This window comes from Noviherbaspirillum sp. UKPF54 (assembly GCF_007874125.1).
In the GTDB taxonomy this organism is placed as follows: domain Bacteria; phylum Pseudomonadota; class Gammaproteobacteria; order Burkholderiales; family Burkholderiaceae_D; genus Noviherbaspirillum.
This window is the reverse complement of record NZ_CP040128.1, coordinates 3,243,856-3,265,910: the sequence shown is the minus strand read 5'-3', so window position 1 is coordinate 3,265,910 and position 22,055 is coordinate 3,243,856. Positions and strand designations below refer to the sequence as shown.

General features: G+C 62.5%; 24 protein-coding genes. 12 read left to right on the top strand and 12 right to left on the bottom strand.

What is annotated here, in order from left to right:
* Positions 1-10 precede the first annotated feature (10 nt).
* Positions 11-340, bottom strand: a complete 330-nt coding sequence (locus tag FAY22_RS15015; RefSeq protein ID WP_146330958.1) for a cupin domain-containing protein — start codon at positions 338-340, stop codon at positions 11-13.
* 174 nt (positions 341-514) lie between these two features.
* Entirely contained in the window at positions 515-655 is a 141-nt protein-coding gene (locus FAY22_RS22015) for a hypothetical protein (protein WP_168204847.1), read from the bottom strand.
* 150 nt (positions 656-805) lie between these two features.
* On the opposite strand from FAY22_RS22015, the gene gspG reads away from it, so the two are divergent.
* From gspG to FAY22_RS14955, 12 genes are all read left to right on the top strand, one after another.
* The gene (gspG, locus tag FAY22_RS15010) at positions 806-1,270 is read left to right on the top strand and encodes a type II secretion system major pseudopilin GspG (RefSeq protein ID WP_146330957.1); all 465 of its coding nucleotides are present in this window, start codon (positions 806-808) and stop codon (positions 1,268-1,270) included.
* An 8-nt stretch (positions 1,271-1,278) separates the two neighbouring features.
* Positions 1,279-1,770, top strand: a complete 492-nt coding sequence (locus tag FAY22_RS15005; protein WP_146330956.1) for a GspH/FimT family pseudopilin — start codon at positions 1,279-1,281, stop codon at positions 1,768-1,770.
* Between the two features lies 1 nt (position 1,771).
* Positions 1,772-2,155 carry a type II secretion system minor pseudopilin GspI gene (gene gspI, locus FAY22_RS15000; protein ID WP_146330955.1) on the top strand — a complete coding sequence of 128 codons (384 nt, stop codon included), beginning with the start codon at positions 1,772-1,774 and terminating at the stop codon, positions 2,153-2,155.
* Positions 2,148-2,771 (top strand): type II secretion system protein J, encoded by a 624-nt coding sequence (locus FAY22_RS14995; protein WP_146330954.1) that lies wholly within the window; start codon positions 2,148-2,150, stop codon positions 2,769-2,771. Before gspI ends, FAY22_RS14995 begins: the two co-directional genes overlap by 8 nt.
* Entirely contained in the window at positions 2,768-3,760 is a 993-nt protein-coding gene (gspK, locus tag FAY22_RS14990) for a type II secretion system minor pseudopilin GspK (protein WP_146330953.1), read from the top strand. The genes FAY22_RS14995 and gspK overlap by 4 nt, the downstream gene beginning before the upstream one ends.
* A gap of 34 nt (positions 3,761-3,794) precedes the next feature.
* Entirely contained in the window at positions 3,795-5,045 is a 1,251-nt protein-coding gene (gene gspL / locus FAY22_RS14985) for a type II secretion system protein GspL (protein WP_146330952.1), read from the top strand.
* Complete coding sequence (gene gspM, locus FAY22_RS14980) at positions 5,042-5,557, top strand: type II secretion system protein GspM (RefSeq protein ID WP_146330951.1); 516 nt, start codon at positions 5,042-5,044, stop codon at positions 5,555-5,557. Before gspL ends, gspM begins: the two co-directional genes overlap by 4 nt.
* Before the next feature lie 10 nt (positions 5,558-5,567).
* Entirely contained in the window at positions 5,568-6,341 is a 774-nt protein-coding gene (locus tag FAY22_RS14975) for a type II secretion system protein N (protein WP_146330950.1), read from the top strand.
* A gap of 29 nt (positions 6,342-6,370) precedes the next feature.
* Complete coding sequence (gene gspD, locus FAY22_RS14970; RefSeq protein ID WP_371417300.1) at positions 6,371-8,605, top strand: type II secretion system secretin GspD; 2,235 nt, start codon at positions 6,371-6,373, stop codon at positions 8,603-8,605.
* Entirely contained in the window at positions 8,606-10,045 is a 1,440-nt protein-coding gene (gene gspE / locus FAY22_RS14965; protein WP_146330949.1) for a type II secretion system ATPase GspE, read from the top strand.
* Positions 10,046-10,048: 3 nt separating this feature from the next.
* The gene (gene gspF / locus FAY22_RS14960; RefSeq protein WP_146330948.1) at positions 10,049-11,269 is read left to right on the top strand and encodes a type II secretion system inner membrane protein GspF; all 1,221 of its coding nucleotides are present in this window, start codon (positions 10,049-10,051) and stop codon (positions 11,267-11,269) included.
* Positions 11,270-11,369: 100 nt separating this feature from the next.
* On the top strand, positions 11,370-12,218 hold the full coding sequence (locus FAY22_RS14955) for a type II secretion system protein N (protein ID WP_146330947.1): 849 nt from the start codon (positions 11,370-11,372) through the stop codon (positions 12,216-12,218).
* A 70-nt stretch (positions 12,219-12,288) separates the two neighbouring features.
* On the opposite strand, the gene FAY22_RS14950 is transcribed toward FAY22_RS14955, so the two are convergent.
* From FAY22_RS14950 to FAY22_RS14905, 10 genes are all read right to left on the bottom strand, one after another.
* Positions 12,289-12,489, bottom strand: a complete 201-nt coding sequence (locus FAY22_RS14950) for a hypothetical protein (protein ID WP_146330946.1) — start codon at positions 12,487-12,489, stop codon at positions 12,289-12,291.
* A gap of 56 nt (positions 12,490-12,545) precedes the next feature.
* Positions 12,546-13,889, bottom strand: a complete 1,344-nt coding sequence (hslU, locus tag FAY22_RS14945) for an ATP-dependent protease ATPase subunit HslU (RefSeq protein ID WP_146330945.1) — start codon at positions 13,887-13,889, stop codon at positions 12,546-12,548.
* Between the two features lie 42 nt (positions 13,890-13,931).
* Positions 13,932-14,468, bottom strand: coding sequence for an ATP-dependent protease subunit HslV (gene hslV / locus FAY22_RS14940; protein ID WP_146330944.1), 537 nt, complete (start codon positions 14,466-14,468; stop codon positions 13,932-13,934).
* 103 nt (positions 14,469-14,571) lie between these two features.
* Positions 14,572-16,038, bottom strand: a complete 1,467-nt coding sequence (locus FAY22_RS14935) for an STAS domain-containing protein (RefSeq protein WP_146330943.1) — start codon at positions 16,036-16,038, stop codon at positions 14,572-14,574.
* 338 nt (positions 16,039-16,376) lie between these two features.
* Positions 16,377-16,781, bottom strand: coding sequence for an RNA polymerase-binding protein DksA (gene dksA, locus FAY22_RS22680; protein WP_146333466.1), 405 nt, complete (start codon positions 16,779-16,781; stop codon positions 16,377-16,379).
* Between the two features lie 743 nt (positions 16,782-17,524).
* Positions 17,525-18,550, bottom strand: coding sequence for a GTP-binding protein (locus tag FAY22_RS14925; RefSeq protein ID WP_146330942.1), 1,026 nt, complete (start codon positions 18,548-18,550; stop codon positions 17,525-17,527).
* A gap of 4 nt (positions 18,551-18,554) precedes the next feature.
* Positions 18,555-19,052, bottom strand: a complete 498-nt coding sequence (locus tag FAY22_RS14920) for a Fur family transcriptional regulator (protein ID WP_146330941.1) — start codon at positions 19,050-19,052, stop codon at positions 18,555-18,557.
* A gap of 81 nt (positions 19,053-19,133) precedes the next feature.
* Complete coding sequence (locus FAY22_RS14915) at positions 19,134-20,336, bottom strand: class I SAM-dependent rRNA methyltransferase (RefSeq protein WP_146330940.1); 1,203 nt, start codon at positions 20,334-20,336, stop codon at positions 19,134-19,136.
* 32 nt (positions 20,337-20,368) lie between these two features.
* Positions 20,369-21,334 carry a tyrosine recombinase XerC gene (locus tag FAY22_RS14910; protein ID WP_146330939.1) on the bottom strand — a complete coding sequence of 322 codons (966 nt, stop codon included), beginning with the start codon at positions 21,332-21,334 and terminating at the stop codon, positions 20,369-20,371.
* Between the two features lie 16 nt (positions 21,335-21,350).
* Positions 21,351-22,019 carry a DUF484 family protein gene (locus FAY22_RS14905; protein WP_146330938.1) on the bottom strand — a complete coding sequence of 223 codons (669 nt, stop codon included), beginning with the start codon at positions 22,017-22,019 and terminating at the stop codon, positions 21,351-21,353.
* Between the last annotated feature and the right edge of the window lie 36 nt (positions 22,020-22,055).

The window sequence follows — 22,055 nt, the reverse complement described above, 5'->3', positions numbered from 1 at the left end:
AGCGCTTCGATTATTCCGGTTTGCGCAGCATCGTCATCAGCACTGACGCATCCTCGAGAGCGCGCAACGCGTAAGGTACGTTGCCGGCAAGATAAATCATCCGGCCCGCCTGCAGCACTTGCGTCTTGTCATGCGCCTGCAGTTCGACCGTTCCTTCTAGGCAGAGCAACGTGATTTCTCCCGCGACATGATGTTCCGGCACTGACTTATCCGCCGGTAAAACGAGGCGCATCACTTCCAGATCGTCCGTCCTGAGTAGTGCGGTGGACATCGACTGACGCAATTTTTCTGCGAGCGGGCGAACGTCGATCAGTTCGCCGGAAGTGGCATGGTGCAACATGAGCGGTCTCCTTCACGAGCGGCATTGGCGGCAACGGTGTTATCGAGACTGCATCAACGGTTTGTTTGTTCCATGCGTCACAGGAAAATGCGACGACGCAAGTGGGCGCCCGGCCTCGAAGGGTAGCGTTTCGCAACGCGATAAATAACGTGATCGCCGATCACGAAAGGCAAACTATTTGCGCTGCCCATAGTCATAGATATTCCGTATCGCAAGCAACTTGCCCGCCTCCGGCAGGGCATTGTCCAGCACATCTTGCTGGTCTGACAGGAAAACCGAACTGCTTTTGTCTTTTATCCTGACGCTTTTTGTCATTTCATGTCATGAATGACAAAATCCCTCCCAAATCGCCGTATCGCGAATGGTTTTTCCGGAAGTAATGTTTCTGATAATACAAATGCATTCCTGACATGCATTGCGATTTATACTGGTGTTTTCTTTATTCTTTCAAAAGAAATAATTTTTATGCGCAATAACCTGGTTTTTCGTTCCCGCAACGCATTTTCGCGCCATATCAGCCGCGGTTTCACGCTGATTGAAATCATGGTGGTCGTCGTCATTATGGGGATTCTGGCCGCGCTGGTCGTTCCCAAGTTGATGGGGCGTACCGACGATGCGCGCATTACCGCCGCCAAGCAAGACATTGCCACTTTGATGCAGGCGCTCAAGCTGTACAAGCTCGATAACCAGCGCTATCCGACTACGGAACAGGGCTTGCAGGCGCTGATCGCCAAGCCGACCACGGGGCCGGCAGCCAATGGCTGGAAGAGCGGCGGTTATATCGACAAGCTGCCCAAGGACCCGTGGGGCAACGCCTATCAATACCTGTCGCCGGGCGTCAAGGGCGAGGTCGACGTGTTTTCGTACGGTGCCGACGGCCAGCCGGGCGGCACCGGGGTCGATGCCGATATCGGGTCGTGGGAACTGTAAGCGCCTCCTTGTACCATCCTTGTCATCGCGCTGCGCACCGCACGCGGGCGCGCGGCTTCACCCTGCTTGAGCTGCTGGTCGTGCTGGTCATCGCCGGCATCATGCTCGGCGTCGTGACCCTGACCGCCCTTCCGAACCAGCAGCGCGCGTTACAGGACGACGCGCAACGCATCGCCCTGCTCATGCAGCTGGCGCGCGACGAGGCGATCGTGCGCAATCGCCCGGTCGCCTTCGAAGCCGGGCCGGAGCGCTACCGTTTCCTGATCCTCGACGACAGCACCTGGTCGCCGCTGCCGCAGGACGACCTGCTGCGGGAAAGGGAATTCAAGCGCGCGCCGATTGCGCTTTCCATTTCGCCTGCCGCCGCCGCAACGGCCAACCCGCTGCGCGTCGTGTTCGGGCGCGAGCCGGTCGACAAGCCGTTCATGCTGACCATGTCAACCGAGGGCGCGAGCGTGGCGATCCGCGCTGACGGTATCGGGCACTTCACGGTGGAGTGACATGCGACCATACCGTTCACCGTGCCGCGCCGCCGGCTTTACCCTGCTCGAAGTACTGGTCGCGCTGGTCGTTGTCGGCACCGCGCTGGGCGCGAGCCTGCGCGCCGTCGGCAGCCTGACGCAAAACAGCAGTGCGCTGCGCGCATCGATGATGGCGACCTGGTCGGCCGAGAACCGCCTGGCGCAAATCCGTCTGGCGCGCGAATTCCCGGCCTTCGGCAAGCGTTCTTTCGCCTGCCCGCAGGACGAATTAAAGCTGGTGTGCGAAGAAGAAGTGATCGCCACCCCGAACCCGTTTTTCCGGCGCGTCGAAGTCAGCGTGTTCGACGAGCGCAATCCGGAGCGCCGCATCATCAAGCTGTCGCAGGTGGTGTCCAATGGCTAGCCGTCAAAACCGGGGCTTCACGCTGGTCGAACTGTTGGTCGCCATTACCGTCATGGCGATCGTCGCCGTGCTCGGCTGGCGCGGGCTCGACACCATCGTGCGCGCCCGGGTGGCGCTGACCCAGGACCTGGAGCAGACGCGGGGCATCCAGCTCGCATTCGCGCAGATGCAAAGCGATTGCGCGCATATCGTCCAGCCGTCGAATATCGCGGGGCACGCCACGTTGCTGACCGGGCCCCAGCGCGTCACGATGGTGCGCACGGTATTCGCGGAAAACCAGCCTTCGCGCGTGCAGGTCGTCGTCTATCGCCTGCGCGACGGCAAGCTGAGCCGGTACGAGTCGCCGGCCACACGCGATCTGACGGAACTGGATTCGATGTGGCAGGCGGCGATCGACGAAACGAATGCCGCGCCGGGCATCCTGCTGCAGTCCGATGTCGGGCAGATGAGCATCGATTCGTTATTCCGCAATAGTTCCGGTTCCGGCGTCAGCAACACGCCGCCCGCAGCCACGCCCCAGGGCAATGTCGCCATGCCGGTCGGCTTGCAGGTCGTCCTGCAACTGAACGGGCATGAAACCGGCATGACAAAGATTTTCCTGCTGGGTGCGGTATGAAAGCGCGCCGGCATCCCCGTCAACAAGGCGTTGCGGTCATCACCGCGTTGCTGCTTACGACGCTGGCCATCACCATCGTCGCCAGCCTGTTCTGGCAGCAGCAGGTGCAGGTGCGCGCCATCGAAAACCAGCGCCTGCAATTGCAGAAGCAGTGGATCCTGCGCGGTGCGCTGGACTGGAGCCGCCTGATCCTGCGCGAGGATGCGCGGCATTCGCGCGTGGACCATCTCGGCGAGCCGTGGGCGGTGCCGCTGGCCGAGACGCGGCTCGACGAGTACGTGGAAAACAAGGAAGCGAGCGGAGAGGCGGGGGATGCATCGCTGTCCGGCGGAATCGTCGATGCGCAGTCGCGCTTCAACCTCACCAATCTCGCGCAGCAGGGCAAGGCCAATCCCGCCGAAGTGGCCGCCTTCGCGCGCCTGCTGTCGCTGACGCGCCAGAATCCGTCGCTGGCGCAGGCAGCGGCCGACATGATGGCCACGGCCCAGGCGGCTGCGGCGCCGGTTGCAGCAACCGGCACGAACCCGGCAACGCCGGCGGCACCCGTTTCCAGTTCTTCGTCGAAAAAGCCGCTCGATATTCTGCAAGTCGATGACCTGCTCGCGGTTCCCGACTTCACCCCGGAGGCGCTTGCCGCGATCAAGGACTTTATCGTGGTACTCCCGCAATCGACCAAGATCAATGTGAATACCGCACCCGCGGAGGTATTGGCAGCTAGAATTGGTACACTGTCACTTTCCGAAGCAACGGCGCTTGTTGCTGCAAGAGAATCGGCGTGGTTCAAGGATGTGCCGGATTTCGAGCAGCGCTTGCAAGGCAAGACCATCGATGCTGCGGACAAGCAGCAGCTCACGGTGAGCACCAATTATTTTCTGGTGAACGGGAATGTACGCCTCAACCGGGCGGGAATGCAGATGCAGTCGCTGATCGAGCGCAGCGGTTCCGGCGCCTTGCCGACGACCCAGATAATCTGGATCCGCGAGAGCTAGCAGTGAGCGAAGAACAAGAAAGAACGAGACGCCCTTGAGCACACTATACATCCGCCTACCATCGAAGGCCGCCGCAGACAGCCTGGGACCGGGCATGCCCCTGTACTGCCAATACGCGTTTGCCTCCAATGGCGGCGCGGTCGAACGCGAAGGCGTGGCCGCTCTGTCGGAACTGGCTGAGCCGGTTGGAAAAGCGCAGCAGGTGGTGCTGTTGCTTGCCGCCAGCGACGTGACGCTGTTGCGCGTGAAAGTGCCGCCGCTGCCGCCCGCCAAGCTCAGGGCCGCGCTGCCCAATCTGGTGGAAGATGACCTGATGAGCGATCCGGCCGAGTGCGTGGTGGTGGCCGGCGACACGCTGCACGACTTGCGCACGGTCGGCGTGGTGCAGCGCAGCTGGTTGGAATTGCTGGCCAGGACCCTGCATGCGCTCGGCGCGCGCCGCGTGTCGGCCCTGCCGTCGCAATTATGCCTGCCCTTCGCGGGCGACGGTGTGAGCGCCGCCGTGACGGAGCAGGGCGAGGATATCGAAGTCGCGGCGCGCCTAGCCGAGCAGGATGGGATCGGCTTGGCGATCATGGCCGACCAGCCGGAGTCGGCCGCCTTCGACGTGATCCAGTCGCTGACGGCACTTGTGCCGCAGGCGGTGCTGACGCTGTACGTGCCGCAGTCGCGCCTGCGCGACTACCAGGATTCGCTGCACCTCGTTCCCGCGCAGGAAGAGCGTATCAAGCTCGCTCCCGACAGCTGGACGCAGTGGATCGGCGGGGCGGCCGATGTGTCGCTGGACCTGATGAGCGGGCTGGCAGGTGCGGCGGGACCGCAATTCAACTGGCGTCCCTGGCGCTGGCCACTGGCGCTGGCGGCGGCATTACTGGCGATTAACGCCCTTGGCTTGAATATCGAATGGCTGCGCCTGAAGCGGGAAGCGGAGGCGCTGCGCGCGGGCATGATCCAGACCTATCGAAGCACGTTCCCGAAAGATCAGGTCATCGTCGATCCGCTAGCGCAAATGCGGCAAAAGATGACGACCGCGCAACGTGAATCCGGCCAAATCGCACCGGACGACTTCCTTGCGCTGGCGGCCGCCGTCGGCGATGTGATGCGCGGCGTCGCGCCGGGCGCTTCGCCGATTGCTGCGCTCGAGTACCACGACCGCAGCCTGACGGTGAAGCTCAAGCCGGGCAGCTCGGTACCCGTCGAGCCGGTGCGCAATGCGCTGGCCGCGCGCAATTTATCGATTTCTCAGCCGGACACCGGCGTGTGGCAGATCCGGAGCGCCCGATGAATCCGACCCTGAATGCACTGAACGTAAAGTTCGCAACGTTCTGGCAAGAACGCAACCCGCGCGAGCGCAGCCTGCTGGCGGCCGCCTTCGCGGTGATCGTTCTTGGCCTGTTTTATGCGCTGCTGATCGATCCTGCGCTCAGCGGCCGCAAGGACATGGAAAAAAAATTGCCGGCCCTGCGCGAGCAGGCCGCCGAGGTGCAGGCACTGTCGAAAGAAGCCGGTGCGCTCGCCGGCAAGGGCTCCGCGCCCGCTGCAGCAGTCACCAGGGAAAGCATCGAAAGCGCGCTCAACAACCGCGGCCTGAAACCGCAAAGCGTGATCGTGACGGGCGAACTGACCAAGGTGCAGCTGAACGGTGCGTCATTTTCCGGCATCGTCGACTGGCTGACCGAAATGCAGAAGAGCGCGCGCCTGTCCGTAGTCGATGCCAACGTGGATGCGCAGGCCAAAGCCGACACCGTGAACGCGACCTTGACCTTGCGGCAGCAGCGCAGCGAGTCGACCCAGTAAGGCAGATCCGGTGCGACGCCTCGTGATATGGTTACTGGCGGGAATAGTCACTGTGGCACTGACTTTCATCGCCTTTTGCCCGGCAGCCTGGATGGCGGTCTTGCTGGAGAAGCAGACCGGCGGACGCCTGACCCTGGGCGATCCCCAAGGCACGCTGTGGCGCGGCTCCGCCTTCATCGGCGGCGCGCCGAGTGGCAATGATCCGGTCACGCCACTGTTGCCGGGGCGCTTTTCGTGGCGCTTGTCGCCGATGGTATTGCTGGGACAGGTCGACCTGGACCTGGAAAACAGAGCGGCGCTGGCACAGCCGCTGAAGATAACGGGAACATGGCACCAATGGCTGGCCAGTGCAGACTCGGTTTATTTGCCGGCGGAAAGATTGGCGGGATTGGGTGCGCCGCTGAATACGATACGGCCGTCTGGAGAGATGCGGTTGTCGTGGACGCCGCTGCAGTTGATGCGACAAGGTAATGCCGTAAATGTGAACGGGACGACGACCTTGCAAATGGACGACATTGCGTCGCGTCTGTCACCGATCAAACCACTGGGCGCTTACCAAATGATAATGGACTGGCATGGTGCGCAGGCGCAACTAACATTGAAGACGATCAAAGGTCCGATGTTATTAAGCGGTCATGGCACGGTGACCAATGGACGATTGCAGTTTTCCGGAAAGGCGGAAGCGGAAGAGGGGCAGGAAGAACGGCTGGCAAATCTGTTGAATTTGCTGGGACAACGCCGACGAGAAGGCGACAAGTATGTTATCGCGCTAGAGTTCAAATGAAAAATAATCATTCAGCAGAAACATTAACATTGAAAAGCCACATCCGCTCCGGCGGGCGGGGGAGCTGGCGTCGCGTCGGGGCGGCCGCTCTGATCCTGTGCCTGATGACCGGCATGCCGCCGGCCATCGCGCAAGACCCCGCATCCAACCAGGCGACGCTCAATTTCGTCGGCGCCGATATCGAATCGGTGATCAAGGCCATCGGCCATTACACCAGGACCACCTTCATCATCGATCCGCGCGTCAAGGGCACGATCAACCTGGTATCGGAAAAGCCGGTCACCAAGGCGCAGGCAATGGAGCTGCTGACGTCGGCACTGCGCCTGCAGGGCTTCGCGGTCGTCAGGAGCGACGGCGTCACCAAGGTAGTGCCGGAAGCCGATGCCAAGCTGCAGGCAAGCCCGGTGAGCCAGGCCAGCGTGCGCGGCGACCAGATCGCCACCCAGATCTTCCGCCTCAATTACGAATCGGCCAACAACCTCGTTCCCGTGCTGCGCCCGCTGATTTCGCCGAACAATACGATCAACGCCAATCCGGGCAACAACTCGGTCGTCATCACCGATTACGCCGACAACTTGAAGCGCCTCGGCAGGATCATTGCCGCGCTCGATACGCCGGCCGCCGGCGACCTGGACGTGGTGCCGATCCGTCACGCGGTGGCGACCGACATCGCCGCGCTCGCCAACCGCCTGCTCGACCAGGGCGCAGCCGGCGGCGCGCCCGGCGCGGAAGCCGGACGTGTGTCCGTGCTGGCCGACAGCCGCACCAACTCGGTCATCATTCGCGCGCCTTCGGCAGCGCGCGCCAACCTGGCGAAATCGCTGATCGCCAAGCTCGATCAGCAGACATCCCTGCCGGGCAATGTTCATGTGGTCTACCTGCGCAATGCGGACGCGATCCGGTTGGCCCAGACGCTGCGTGCCGTGGTGGCGTCGGAGACGTCGGCGCAGGCATCGACCCCGCAGGCACAGCAGCAACAGCCGCAGCAACAGCAGACTGGGCTGGCGTCGCAGGGCCAGCAGCAGGGCCTGGGCACCGGCGGCGGACAATTGCAGCAGTCTACGACGCCGGCGGCATTGCCCACAGGAGGGGCGGGGGGCTTCATCCAGGCCGATCCCGCCACCAATTCGCTGATCATCACCGCCAACGAAGCGGTCTACCGCAATTTGCGCGCGGTCATCGACCAGCTCGATGCGCGGCGCGCGCAGGTCTACATCGAATCGCTGATCGTCGAAGTGACCGATTCCGTGGCCGCCCAGCTCGGTGTGCAATGGGCCGGCGCCACCGGCGATTCGAACAGCAGCTACCGTGTCGGCACCATCACCGGTTTTTCCACCGGCGGCGACAACCTGATTTCGCAGCTGGTCGCAAGACTGAGTGCGGGCACGTCCACCTCGGCGGCATCCATTGCCGGCGCGCCGAGCAACGGCTTGAACATCGGCGTGTTCAAGCAGAACAACGGCCAGCTTGGGCTGGGCCTGCTGGCGCACGCGCTCGCTGCTAATACCGACACCAACATCCTCTCGATGCCGAACCTGATCACGCTGGACAACGAAGAAGCCCGTATCCTCGTCGGCCAGAACGTGCCGTTTATCACAGGGCAGTTCACCACGACCAGCGGGAGCGCGACCAATCCATTCCAGACCATCGAGCGCCGCGACATCGGTGTCGTGCTGAGGGTGCGCCCGCAGGTTTCCGAAGGCGGCAGCGTCAAGATGGCGATTTACCAGGAAACCTCGGCGATCACCGACTCCACCAACGCCGCCGGCTTGATCACCAGTAAGCGCTCGATCGAGACCAACGTGCTGGTCGACGACGGCCAGCTCATCGTGCTGGGCGGCCTGATCGACGACAATGCGCAGTACAGCAACGAAAAGGTGCCGGTGCTCGGCGATGTGCCGGTGCTCGGCAATCTCTTCAAGTACCGCAAGCGCAATCGCGCCAAGACCAACCTGATGGTGTTCTTGCGCCCGACAGTCATCCGCACCAACGAGCAAAGCATGAACGTCACTGCCGACCGTTACGATTTCATCCGCGGCATCCAGGCGGGGGCGCAGCCCGAATCGGTGATCGGATTGCCTGATGTGAGCGCTCCGGCGCTGCTTCCTTTGCAGAATGGCATGCCGCAAGGCGGGCCGATGATGAATGCGCCGCGCGATGTGAACGGCAGCGTCCAGGGCGGTGTCCAACGTATTCCGCCCGTGACCGTGCCGCCGAGCCAGGCTCCGGGCACATCACCCGAACCGAATCAGAGAATACAGTAAATGAGTACCGTACTGACCGACGCCAGACTTCTTCCCTACGCCTTCGCGCGCGACCACGCCTTGCTGGCGCGGCGCAGCGAGGCCGTGGGCAATGCGGTCGAAGTCTGGGTGTCGGAAGCCACCGCGCCGTCCGCAATCACCGAAGTCAGCCGCCGCTACGGACGTGTCAAGCTGAAATCGCTGCCGCATGCCGATCTGGAAGCGGCGATTGCCAAGGCCTACGCCAATTCCGCCGGCGATGCCGCGCAGGTGGTCGAGGATGTCGAATCCGACCTCGACCTGGCCAAGCTGATGCTCGACATGCCGGCCATTGAAGACTTGCTGGAGTCGGCTGACGATGCGCCGGTGATCCGCATGATCAATGCGCTTCTGACGCAGGCGCTGCGCGAGGAAGCCTCCGATATCCACATCGAGCCGTTCGAGCAGGTCTCGGTGGTGCGTTTTCGCATCGACGGCGCGCTGCGCGACATCGTGCGGCCGAAGAAGGCGATTCACGCCTCGCTGATCTCGCGCATCAAGATCATGGCGCAGCTCGATATCGCCGAAAAGCGCTTGCCGCAGGACGGCCGCATCACGCTGCGCGTGGGCGGCAAGCCGGTCGACGTGCGCGTGTCGACGCTGCCCACCGGCCATGGCGAACGCGCCGTGCTGCGTTTGCTGGACAAGGAGGGCGGCCGGCTCGACCTGAGCCATCTCGGCATGAGCGCCGACGTGCAGAAGCAGTTCGACAACCTGATTGCCCAGCCGCACGGCATCGTGCTGGTCACCGGCCCGACCGGTTCCGGCAAGACCACCTCATTGTATGCGGCGCTGTCGCGCCTGAATTCGCCCACCACGAATATTTTGACGGTGGAAGACCCGATCGAATACGAGTTGCCGGGCATCGGCCAGACCCAGGTCAATGCGCGCATCGACATGACCTTCGCCAAGGCGTTGCGCGCCATCCTGCGCCAGGACCCGGACGTGATCATGATCGGCGAGATCCGCGACCTCGAAACCGCGCAGATCGCGGTGCAGGCATCACTCACCGGCCACCTGGTACTGGCCACGCTGCACACCAACGATTCCGCCGCTGCCGTGACGCGCCTGCTCGACATGGGCATCGAGCCGTTCCTCTTGTCGTCGTCGCTCCTGGGGGTGGTGGCGCAACGCCTGGTGCGCAAACTGTGCCCGCACTGCAAGCGGCAGGATGGCCATGAGTGGCATGCGGTCGGCTGCGACAAATGCGGGCACACCGGTTATCACGGCCGCGTCGGCGTCTATGAGCTGCTGCTGACCACCGAGCAGATCCGTGCGCAGATCCACGACCGCGCCTCCGAAGCCGACATCCGAGCCACCGCGCAGCGCAACGGCATGCGCACCATGCGCGAGGATGGCGAGCGCTGGCTGGAAGCCGGCGTGACGACGCCGGAGGAATTGTTGCGGGTAACGAAAGAGTAAGCGATGCCGGCATTCCGCTATGAAGCCGTCGATGCGGCGGGCGTAACCAAGAAGGGCGTGGTCAATGCCGACAGCGCCAAGGCCGCGCGCTCCGACCTGCGCTCGCAAGGACTGGTGCCGCTGGCGGTCGACGCCATCACCGCTCAGGTCGACGAGATGGGGCAGACCCGGCGCAGCGCGTTCGGCGACCGCCTGTCGACCACCGAGCTGGCCCTGTTTACCCGCCAGCTGGCGAGCCTGCTGGAATCGAGCCTGCCGCTCGAACAGGCGTTTACTGCGCTGCTGGAGCAGGCCGAGCGGCCATACGTGCGCGACCTGGTCGCCTCGATTCGCTCCGAACTGATGGGCGGCTCGTCGCTGTCGGATGCGCTGTCGCGCCACCCGCGCGACTTTGCCGACATCTATCGCGCGCTGGTCGCCTCCGGCGAGCAGATCGGACAGCTCGCGCGCGTGCTGTCGCGCCTGGCCGACTATATCGAACGGCGCAATTCGCTGGTGCAGAAGGTGCGCCTGGCGTTCACCTACCCGGCCATCGTCACCGTGGTCGCATTTGCCATCGTGATCTTCCTGCTCGCCTACGTCGTGCCGCAGATCGTGTCGGTGTTTGCCAACACCAAGCAAAAGCTGCCGCTGCTGACGGTGATCATGCTGGCGATTTCAGACTTCGTGCGCAACTATGGCTGGATCGTCGCCATTATTGCGGTCGGCGCGTTTTTCGCATGGCGCACTGCGCTCAAGAATCCGGATATCAAGTACCGCTGGCATAAATGGCTGCTTGAGGCGCCGCTGTACGGCAAGTTCGAGCGCAGCCTCAATACCGCACGTTTCGCCAGCACGCTGGCGATTACCACCGGTTCCGGCGTGCCGATCCTGCGCGCGCTGCAAACCAGCCGCGACACGCTGTCGAACGTTGCCATGCGCGAGCAGGTCGAGGATGCGACCACCAGCGTGCGCGAAGGGGTTGGCCTGGCGCGCGCTTTGTCCGCGCATAAGCATTTCCCGCCGATGCTGATTCACATGATCCGCGCCGGCGAGGTGACCGGCGAGTTGCCGGCCATGCTGGAGCGCGCATCCAATGCGCAGGAGCAGGACCTGGAGCGGCGCGCGATGACTATCGCGGGCTTGCTGGAGCCCGCCCTGATCCTGGTGATGGGCGTCGTGGTGCTGCTGATCGTGCTGGCGGTATTGATGCCGATTATCGAGATCAACCAGCTGGTGCGTTAAGGAGAGTGCGGGTTTTTCGGCATAAGAACAATCAGATGCTTGTACCCGCGCCGGCTTGTCCGCGAGGGAAAGGGCAGGAACCCATCATGAGAGGGAGTAAATGAAGCGCGTGCCGCTGATCGTCAGTTTCTTGCTGTTCATCGCACTGTGCGCATCGATTGCGTACTGGGGCTTGCAGCTGTTCAAGCCGCCGACGCGGCCGGTGGCCGCCCCGCCACGCGTCGCGCGGGCGGACATCTCCCCGGATGAAGCCGCGGCCCTGTTCGGCGGGCGGCCGGGCAAGGTTGCCGCCGCGAGCAACTATCAATTGAAAGGCGTGATCCTTTCCGGCACTGAAAACGACAGCGTTGCGATCCTGAGCGCCGACGGCAAGCCTGCGCAAGCGGTCGGCGTCGGTACGGAAGTGGTGCCGGGTGTGACCGTCAAGGAAGTGCACCGCGAGTATGTGTTGTTGTCGGACGCCGGCGCGGTCAAGCGCGTGGACCTGCCGGAAAATGCGAAGATGCAGGTGAATATCGCTTCGGCGGCACCGACCACCGGTGTGCAAGAAGGAGCAGGAATCGCGCCGTCGCCGGCTCGCAATCCGCCAACGCCACAAACGACGCAAGCGCCAGCCGCGACGCCGGCTCCCGCTCCTGCCGCAGCGTCCGGCCAGACACCGGGGGTGCGCTCGCCGTTATTGCCACCGCCGGCGCCCCAGGCGCTGCAGCAGGGGCAGACGCAACCGCTAAGCCAGACAGCGCCCGCCGTTCCGGCGCGCGTGGTCGTCCCGTCACCGGCCGCACAAACGGCTACGTCTCCTGCGACGCCCGCGCCGGCAGTCGTTCCCGCTCCGGCGCCAACAACAGCCGCTCCAGCTGGCATGCCGCCCGTAACGCAGCCGGCACCAGCGCCGGCCACTGGCTCATCGGGCGAAATGCTGCCCCCTCCGGCGCTTCAAAGCCGTTAGAGCCATTTCAGCCAGGCAGCATCCGATTAGGAAGCGGTGCGAGCACGGCCCCGTGTCGGGGCTATGCGCCTTAATCGTCTTTGCTGATATCGGGTAGTCTGTTCAACAGCTTCTGCTGCAAGGATTTCCCTTTTGCGGTGGCTTGCTGCTGCGATTGCGCGAATCGCTGCCTGGCATCCGGCGCATTCGGATTGCGAGCCTTCAGTGCCTTTTGCGAAGGTTCCGCCCGGATCATCAGCTTTTGCCGCGTGGCGAGTGCCTTGTTGGCCATGACATGGTGGGAAAGTGGGCCGGCGCGGGCTTGGTCCGCGCCGGCACGATGGATGATTACAGGACGTAGCGCGACAGATCCTCGTTGACGGCGAGCGCGCCGAGCTTGTCGTCGACATAGGCAGCGTCGATGGCGACGGTCTTGCCGGACACTTCGCTGGCCGAGAAGGAAATTTCTTCGAGCAGCTTTTCCATCACGGTGTACAAGCGCCGCGCGCCGATGTTCTCGGTCTTTTCATTGACCGAGAACGCGATTTCCGCCAGTCGCTTGATGCCGCTGTCGGTGAACTCGATGCGCACGCTTTCCGTGCCGAGCAGCGCTTCGTACTGCTTGGTCAGGCAGGCGTCGGTGGCCGTCAGGATGCGCTCGAAGTCGGCGATCGACAGCGATTCCAGTTCGACCCGGATCGGGAAGCGCCCTTGCAGTTCCGGGATCAAATCGGACGGCTTGGCCAGATGAAAGGCGCCGGAAGCGATGAACAGGATGTGATCGGTACGGATCATGCCGTACTTGGTGTTGACGGTGGTGCCTTCGACCAGCGGCAGCAGGTCGCGCTGCACACCCGCGCGCGACACGTCCGCGCCGCCGACTTCGGAGCGGCTGGCGATCTTGTCGATCTCGTCCAGGAACACGATGCCGTTCTGCTCGACGTTGGCGATGGCCTTTTGCTTCAGCTCGTCTTCGTTGATCAGCTTGGCCGCTTCTTCCTCGACCAGGAGTTTCATCGCGTCCTTGATCTTGAGCTTGCGCTTTTTCTTGCGCGACGCGCCCAGGCCGGAGAACATCGACTTGATCTGCTCCGTCATTTCCTCCATGCCGGGCGGTGCCATGATTTCCATGTGCGGACCGGTTTCGGCCACTTCGATCTCGATCTCGCGGTCGTCCAGCGCGCCCTCGCGCAGGCGCTTGCGGAAGGTCTGGCGCGCCGTGCTTCCCTGGGCATCGGTATCCGGCGTGCTCGGGGCCGCCGAAAAGCCGAAGTCGCGCGGCGGTGGCACCAGGATGTCGATCACGCGGTCTTCCGCCGCATCCTCGGCGCGCGTGCGCACCTTGCGCATCTCGGTTTCGCGCGTCTGCTTGATGCCGATGTCGATCAGGTCGCGGATGATGGTGTCGACGTCGCGACCGACATAGCCGACTTCGGTGAACTTGGTCGCTTCGATCTTGATGAAGGGCGCGTCGGCCAGCTTCGCCAGGCGGCGCGCGATTTCGGTCTTGCCCACGCCGGTCGGGCCGATCATCAGGATGTTCTTCGGCGTGATCTCGTGGCGCAGCGGCTCTTCCACCTGCTGCCGGCGCCAGCGATTGCGCAAGGCGATGGCGACCGCGCGCTTGGCCTTGCCCTGGCCGACCACGTGCTTGTCGAGTTCGGAGACGATCTCTTGGGGAGTCATGTTCATGATGTTGTTCGCAATCCGTGGAAAACGTTATGGGGCGCCGCGTTATTCGAGCGTCTCGATCGTGTGCGACAGGTTGGTGTAGATGCACAGCTCGCCGGCGATGGTGAGCGACTTCTTGACAATGTCCAGCGGCGACAGCTCGGTATTTTCCTGCAGTGCCTTGGCGGCCGATTGCGCATAGGCGCCGCCGGAGCCGATGGCACCTATGCCGTCCTCAGGTTCGAGCACATCGCCGTTGCCGGTGATGATCAGCGTCGATTCGCGGTCCGCCACCAGCAGCATCGCTTCCAGCCGGCGCAGCATGCGGTCGGTGCGCCAGTCCTTGGCCAGTTCCACCGACGCGCGCATCAGGTTGCCCTGGTGTTTTTCCAGCTTGGCCTCGAAGCGCTCGATCAGCGTGAACGCATCGGCCGTGCCGCCGGCAAAACCCGCCAGAACCTTGCCCTGATAAAGCTTGCGCACCTTGCGTGCGCTTCCCTTCATCACGATATTGCCCAGCGTTACCTGCCCGTCGCCACCGAGCGCGACAACGTTGCCGCGGCGTACGGACAGAATGGTCGTGCCGTGAAACTGTTCCATGCTTGCCTCTGAAGTGAATGTATCACCAGCAAATGAGGGCAGAAAAGCAAATTACAAGTAGTGTAGGCGAGGGCGGGGAAATCGCCAGAAAGGAGCGGGCGGCTTAATTCTTGCGCGGCAGGATGCGCGCGATGTCGTTCAGGCCGATCACGTTGAATAGCGCCGCCACCAGGTGGTTTACTTGATGGAATTCGAGCGTCTTGCCGTTGCCGCAGAAAGGCGCAAGTCCCGTCAGCAGCCGTCCGGCGGCATTGAAGTCGACACGCTTGAGCGCGGAGCAGTCGATGATGGCAGGATTGTGTTCGTCGGAATGGGCGACGATGGCGAGGATCAAATTGTCGATGCGGCCTTCGACTACGGCCGGCATCATGAAGTTGTCACCGGCAGTGTCGCTGGCAGCCGCTTCGGTCGCTGCCGTGGTGACCTTGGTCTTGGGGGCGACGAAGGCCGGGGGCGAAACCTCGAATGTAATGCAGTAATCGATGCTGGTTTCCTCGAAATCTTTTTCGCGGTTGAGCAACTGCAGAATTTCGAGCAGCAGCAGCCAGGAATCTTCCATATCGTCGCGCCGTCCGACCGCGATCGACGCGCGGATCTTCTCCGCCAATTCCGCCGCGCCGACCAGGATCAGGTCATGGCCGGACTTCTGCAGTTTCTTCAGCAGGTTCAGCAGCAGGCCGCACCCGAGGGCATCCACCTCGCTTACCCGAGCAAACTCCAGGCGCAACGCACGATGCGTTTCAGCCAGTTTCTGTATGCGTTCGACCGTCTTGACGCTACTGCCATCGAGCTTGCCGGAGAACGGCACCGTGGGGGACGTGCCGGGTTGCGCAGCTGGTGCCTGGGGCGTATCCTGCTGCGTACTTCCAACCCAGGCAGGCGGAGAGGTTTCGAACTTGCTAGCATAGGCCAACGACAGGTTGTCGAACTGCTGCTGGTTTCCGGTCACCTGATACAGGTCGAACAGCATCAGCCAGATAGCGGCAGTCGCATCGTCGAGCAAGTCTTCGGCGATAGCGTTCTTGAGCAACTCCTCGACCACATCGATCTGGCCGTTGGCATACATGATGGCCGCTTCTTCGACGACTGCGGCTACTTCCGACGTGGCCACACCAATGGTTCCGATGGTGCTCGATCCGTTGAGCAGGAAATCGGTGGCCGCTCCCATTTCTGGTGCGTTCGGCTGCGCTTGGGCTGCCGGATCTGAAACGGGATTCTTTTTCGGTTCCGCGCGGGCGGCTGCGTTTGGTGGCGCAGGCTTGGCACGGGCCGTAGGCGGGGCTAGGGGAGCAGATGCCTTCGATGTGGCTGGCGAGCCGATGGGCTGAATCGTGGTCGCCTTGAATTCGGACGACATTTCGGATTCGATCGCATCGATTTTCAGCACGGTGGCGAGGGCTGCCTGGGCGTCGCGCCTCGGCGCGGGCAAGCGGCCGCTGTTTGTGCTGTCGGTCTTGCGTTCGGATCGCTGTACGGGCGACGGCGTGCTGCGATTCGAGCGCGAACTGGCCTTGTCGGCAGGGTTATCCTGCCGGCCATCCTTCTTGCCGAAAAGCGAAAAAATCCCCACGTCGTCCCTGTCTAGAGTGTTTTTGTTTTTCGCTTGCTGCCAGCGAAATTAAAAAATGCAGGTTTTATTAATTTACTCCGGGCTACCATTACAACGGCTAAGACCGGGTTTGTCAAACATCTGGACACGGATTGACAACGTTGTCAGGAACCTTGCCTGAACGATAATGGCATTCCTGCTCCGTCTACGGCGCATCATTTTCCTCGCTTTGCTGGTGTTTATCGGCAGGATGATGGGATGGCGGTGAAATGAGGGAGTCGTAAAAGCAAACAAGCGTACGATGCACGATAGGCAAGGTACGCTTGGTAAAGTCCGGGCCGGAGCTAGTCCGGTTGGGCTCAATCGCCGTACAGCTTTTGCTTGAGTTCGCGGCGTTGTTGCGCTTCCAGCGACAAGGTGGCGGTCGGACGGGCCAGCAGGCGGGGGATGCCGATCGGTTCGCCAGTCTCTTCGCACCAGCCGTATTCGCCGGCATCGATGCTGGCAATCGCCTGCTGCACCTTCTTAAGCAGCTTGCGCTCACGGTCGCGCGTGCGCAACTCCAGTGCGTGCTCTTCCTCGATCGTCGCACGGTCGGCCGGATCCGGCACCAGCACGGTTTCACGCAGATGTTCGGTGGTCTCGTCGGCGTTTTTCAGCAGGTCTAGTTCGAGCTGCTGCAGACGCGCTTTGAAGAAGGCCAGCTGCGCCTCATTCATGTAGTCGTCGTCGCTCATCTTGAGAATCTGCTCTTCGGTCAGCAGGGCGCCGCCGGCAGGGGCGGCGGGAGTAGGTTTAGTTGTTTTGGTAGCCACTTCGCTTACTTTCGAAACTACGGTTGTTTCCATTGTATCTGTTAATCCGGCACCTGCATTGTTACCGCTCATGGAGCTGCCGGATGCCTCCTTGGAACTCGTTTTTTCAGCTGGGGCACGTGTGCCACGCTTCAAAACTGGTGCTGTTTTGCTAGCGACGGGTGCTGTTTCTTTCGCACCGGCCGCGCGCGCTGCAGCGGGTACTGCCTTCTTTGCGGCTGCCGCCTTGACAGGTGTCGCTTGCGCGGGGGGAGTCACTGCCGCCTTGGCATCTGCCTGAGCATTGCTTTTTACCGTGGTTTTGGCTGGTTTGGCAACAGTTTTCGGTGTCGTGGCGCCGGATTTTCTGGTCGGGGCGAGCGCGCTCTTGGCTGTTTTCGTAGACTTGCTCGCTGCTGTTTTCAATAATGATTTGCCGGCCGCTGTGCCGGGCGATTTCGCTTTGGGCGTGCCTGCGGCTTTTTTGGCGGCCGCGTTCCTGGGAGCGGATCTTGTAACGGTTGCGTTCATCGTTATCCTTTTCTTATCATGAACCGCCCGACCTGCCATCTGCCCGACATCGGCGCCCCCCGACTTGCTTACCGCTTTCTCCGGGCAGGCTCAGGCTGCACCGGGCGTTGCGTGCGACTTGTTTTTACACGCATATTGCCAAACGACCACCTCCGCTGCTTGAACCAACATCAAACATTAGTTTATACCAAACATTGTTCCAGGCCGCGAATAAAAGTGTCTTTCGGTAGATTCTTGCCGATAAAGACCATTTTGCTGCCGCGCGCTTCGCCCTCTCCCCATTTCGCGCCGATATCGCTGCCCATCATCTGGTGCACGCCCTGGAATACCACCTTACGGTCCGCGCCTTCCATCCACAGCACGCCCTTGTAGCGCAGCATGCGCGGCCCGAATACCTGCACCAAGCCGCCCAGGAATTCATCCAGTCGAGCGGTATTGAACGGCCGATCGCTTTTGAACACGAAGGCGGCGATGTCATCCGAATGGTGCGCGTGATGATGGTCGTGGTCGCAATGCTCGCCGCAATCATGATGTTCATGTACATGTTCTTCGGCGGCGAGGAAATCGGGATCGATTTCCAGCTTGTCGTTCAGGTTGAAGCCGCGCAGATCGAGCACGTCGGAAATCGGCACCTGCCCGAAGTCGACCTTGTTGACCGGCGCGCGTGGATTGATGCGTTTCAGGCGCGCGATGAGCGCATCGACTTCGTCCATGCCCACCAGGTCGGTCTTCGACAGCAGCAGCTTGTCGGCGAATCCGGCCTGGCGCTGCGCTTCTTCGTGTTCGTCGAGCTGGAGCATCCCGTGCTTGGCGTCGACCACGGTGACGACCGCGTCCAGCAGGAAGTGGGCGGCGACCTCGTCGTCCATGAAGAAGGTCTGCGCCACCGGCCCCGGGTTGGCCAACCCGGTGGTCTCGATCACCATGTGGTCGAATTGCAGCTCGCCCGCATTGCGCTTTTGCGCCAGCGTGGATAACGCGACGATCAAATCGCCGCGCACGGTACAGCAGATGCAGCCGTTGTTCATCTCGACGATCTGTTCGTTGCTGTCTTGGACCAGGATTTCATTGTCGATGTTTTCCTGGCCAAACTCGTTTTCGATCACGGCAATCTTGTAGCCGTGCGGCTCGCGCAGGATGCGGTTGAGGAGGGTGGTTTTGCCGGCGCCGAGAAAGCCGGTCAGTATGGTTGCGGGAACAAGTGCCATGGTGTCATTGCGCGCAGTCTGCGCACCATCCTTTTATGGTGAATTCGATATCGTGGCTCTGGAAGCCTTTTCCGAGGGTTTCCTGCAAGGCGTTCTGCAGCAGTCCCGCCTCCGCGATGCTGTCCAGGCAAAACACCTTGGCGCAGCGGGTGCACTTGAAGTGGCCATGCTGATGATGCGGCGCGTGGTCGGCGTGGTGTTCGGCGCCGGCGCTGTAGCGGAAAACGCGGTCGTCGCCGGCGATCTTGTGCGCCAGCCCGGCATCGGTCAGGCAGTCGAGCGCACGGTACAGCGTCACCCGGTCCATGTCGGCGAACGCATCCTGCACATCCTGGTGCGAAAAGGCGCGTTGAGCGCCCAGGAGCGCCGCCAGCACCTTGACGCGCGCGGCGGTAATGCGCACCGATGCATTGCGCAATTGGGATTCCGCCAGCGCCGCCATGCGCGGCTCATCGAATTTGCGGCGGGTCCCATCTGTGGCCGGTTTGGCTTTGAGGCTCATGGAAGCAAGGCTGTGAAAAACAGGAGCGGGGATTATGACTGACTTGCCATCGTGCTGCAAAAATTGCCGTCCATGCAATCGTCAAGGCTTATGCAGCATCAAGCCTTTCAGATATTCGCCCTCCGGGAAGCTGGTCGTCATCGGATGGTCGACGCCGGCCGACAGCCGCCGGAGGATATGGGCGTCGACCTTCGCGTCGTTGGCGGCGCCGGCGACGATTTTCTGGAACAGGTCGGCGCTGATGGCGCCCGAGCAGGAGTAGGTAAACAGCAGTCCGCCCGGGCGCAACAGCTGGAATCCCAGCAGATTGATGTCCTTGTAGGCGCGCGCAGCGCGTTCCACCTGGCCGGGGGAGGAGGCGAACTTGGGCGGGTCGAGCACGATCAGATCGAACGATTTTCCCTGCTCGCGCAACGTACGCAGGGTCTTGAACACGTCTGCATCCCACCATTCGGCGCGGGAAGCGTCGAAACCGTTGAGCGCCACGTTGCGCTGCCCGATCGCCAGCGCTTCGCCGGATGAGTCGATCGACACCACGCTGCTGGCGCCGCCCTTCAAGGCCGCCAGCGAAAAGCCGCCCGTGTAGCAGAAGCAGTTGAGCACGTCGCGCCCGGCGGCATGCTCCATCACTAGCCGGCGGTTGTCGCGCTGGTCGATATAAAAGCCGGTCTTGTGCCCGGTCCTGATGTCGACCGCATAGCGCACGCCGTTTTCCGTCACCAGCGTCTCATCCGGCGGTTCGGCACCGGCCAGCGTTCCGGTCACCAGCGGCAATCCTTCGCGCTCGCGCACCGACGCATCCGACCTTTCATAGACGTTGGGGCACCCGGTCTCGGCAATCAGTGCCTGCACGATCGGCGCCTTCCATGCTTCCACGCCGGCGGACTGGAACTGGCATACCACATGGCCTTGCACGCCGCCGTACCAGTCGGCCACCAGGCCGGGGAAACCGTCCGCCTCGCCGAAAATCAGGCGGATCGCGTCGGTATCCTTGATGGTGGCGAGCCGGTACGCGAGTGCTTTTTTCACGCGGCGCTTGATCAACGCATGGTCGACCGGCTCGTTCTCGCTGAAGCTCCAGACCCGCGCGCGGATCTGCGACTGCGGACTGTAGGCGGCGCGCGCGAGGAATTGGCCGGACGACGACTGCACCACGGCGGTGGTGCCCGGTTTATTCTTTTCTTCCGGTTTGCCGTCGATGCGGTCGATGGCGGTCGGGAAGATCCAGGGATGGCGGCGTAGCAGGCTTTTTTCCTTGCCGGGCTTGAGTGTGATGGTGAGCATGGTCTTGATGATGAATGCGCCGCGGACGGCGCTTACTTGTCGGTGTTGATTTTTTTCGCGCGCGGATGGGCCGCGTCGTAGACCTGCGCCAGCCGCTGGAAATTCAGCGAAGTGTACACCTGGGTCGCCGCAATCGACGCGTGGCCCAGCATTTCCTGCACCGCGCGCAGGTCGCCCGACGATTGCAGCACATGCGACGCGAACGAATGCCGCAGCACGTGCGGATGCACGTTGGCCGGAATGCCGAGTGCCTTGGCATGGGCCTTGAGCCGCAACTGCAGCACGCGCGGCGACATGCGGGTGCCGCGCTCGCTCAGGAACAGCGGATGCGGATCGAGCCGCACCAGCGTGGCGCGCACCGCCAGCCAGGCGCGCAGCGCTTCCAGCGCGGGCGCGCCGACCGGCACCGTGCGTCGCTTGCCGCCCTTGCCGGTCACGCTGACTTCGCCGGCGTCAAAGTCGATCCAGCCGGCCGAGGCGTAACTGCCTTCCCTGGCAAAGCGCACGTCCAGGGCCGCAAGTTCCGACACCCGCAGACCGCTCGAGTACAGCAGTTCGAACATCGCGCGGTTGCACAGCTGGCTAGCTCCATGTTCGTCTTTCCCGGGGCTGGGCTGGGCGACGACGCGCACGGCATCGTCGGCGGAAAGTGCCTTGGGGAGCGGCTTGTTGCGTCTGGGTGCCCTGACGCCTTCGACCGGATTGGATGCCAGTGTTTCCTGCTCCACCAGCCATATAAAAAAGCCGCGCCAGGCCGACAGCTTGCGCGCGATCGTGCGCGCGTTCTGGCCGTGCGCATGCAATTGCGCGGCAAATTTTCGGATATGGAAATGCGACAGCGCGGCCAACGCCGGGCGGCCCGGCAAGTCAGCCGCGAGCCCGGCCAGTTCGGCCAGGTCACGCCGGTAACTGCTGATGGTATGCGGTGACAGCTTGCGGTGCTTTTCCAGGCTGTCGAGATAGCTGGCGATACGGGGCGAATCGGTATCGGCGCTCACATCGATATATCCGGGCTTAGGCGAGCAGGCAGCTTAACGCGGCGCTGGCCGTCTCGCCGATTCTGGACAGGAAATCGGTCGCCATGTCGGCCGTGAAGCGATGCGGATCGGGCGAGCCCAGCACCAGCAGGCCGAACGCTTCCGGCTGTGCGCCCGTGCGCAGCGGCAGCATCGCGATCGACTGGATCGATTCCGCTTCGTCGAGCCAGGACGCGGCTTCGAATTCCTGGTTGGCGCCGCAGTACGGGGCGGTCAATCCGTTGCAGAACAGGCGGGCGTCTTCCGACACCTCTTCCGAAAACCAGGTATGGGAAAATACGTCGGCCACACCCCAGATGCGCAAGGTGGCCTGCGGCACGTCGAAAATCGTGTGCAAGCCGTTGATCAGCGTATGCGGCAGGTCGACGTCATTGCGTGCCAATAGCAGCGAGCGGGTCCAGAGCTGGAATTTCTCCATGATTGCGTCGTTTTCCTGCCCGATGCGCATGAGTGCCGCCAACCGCATCTCCATCATCTTGACCTTCTCGCGCAACACTTCCATCTGCCTTTCCTGCAGGGAAACGGTGCGCCCCGCCAAGGGACTGGCCAATTTCACCATGGCCAGCAGTTCGCTGTGCTCTTCGAAAAAATGCGGATTGTCAGACAGGTAGCCGGCGACGGCGGCGGAGTCGAGTTGGGTGGTCATGTATGCTGGTTCCGAAGGATACGCGGGATCGGCCGA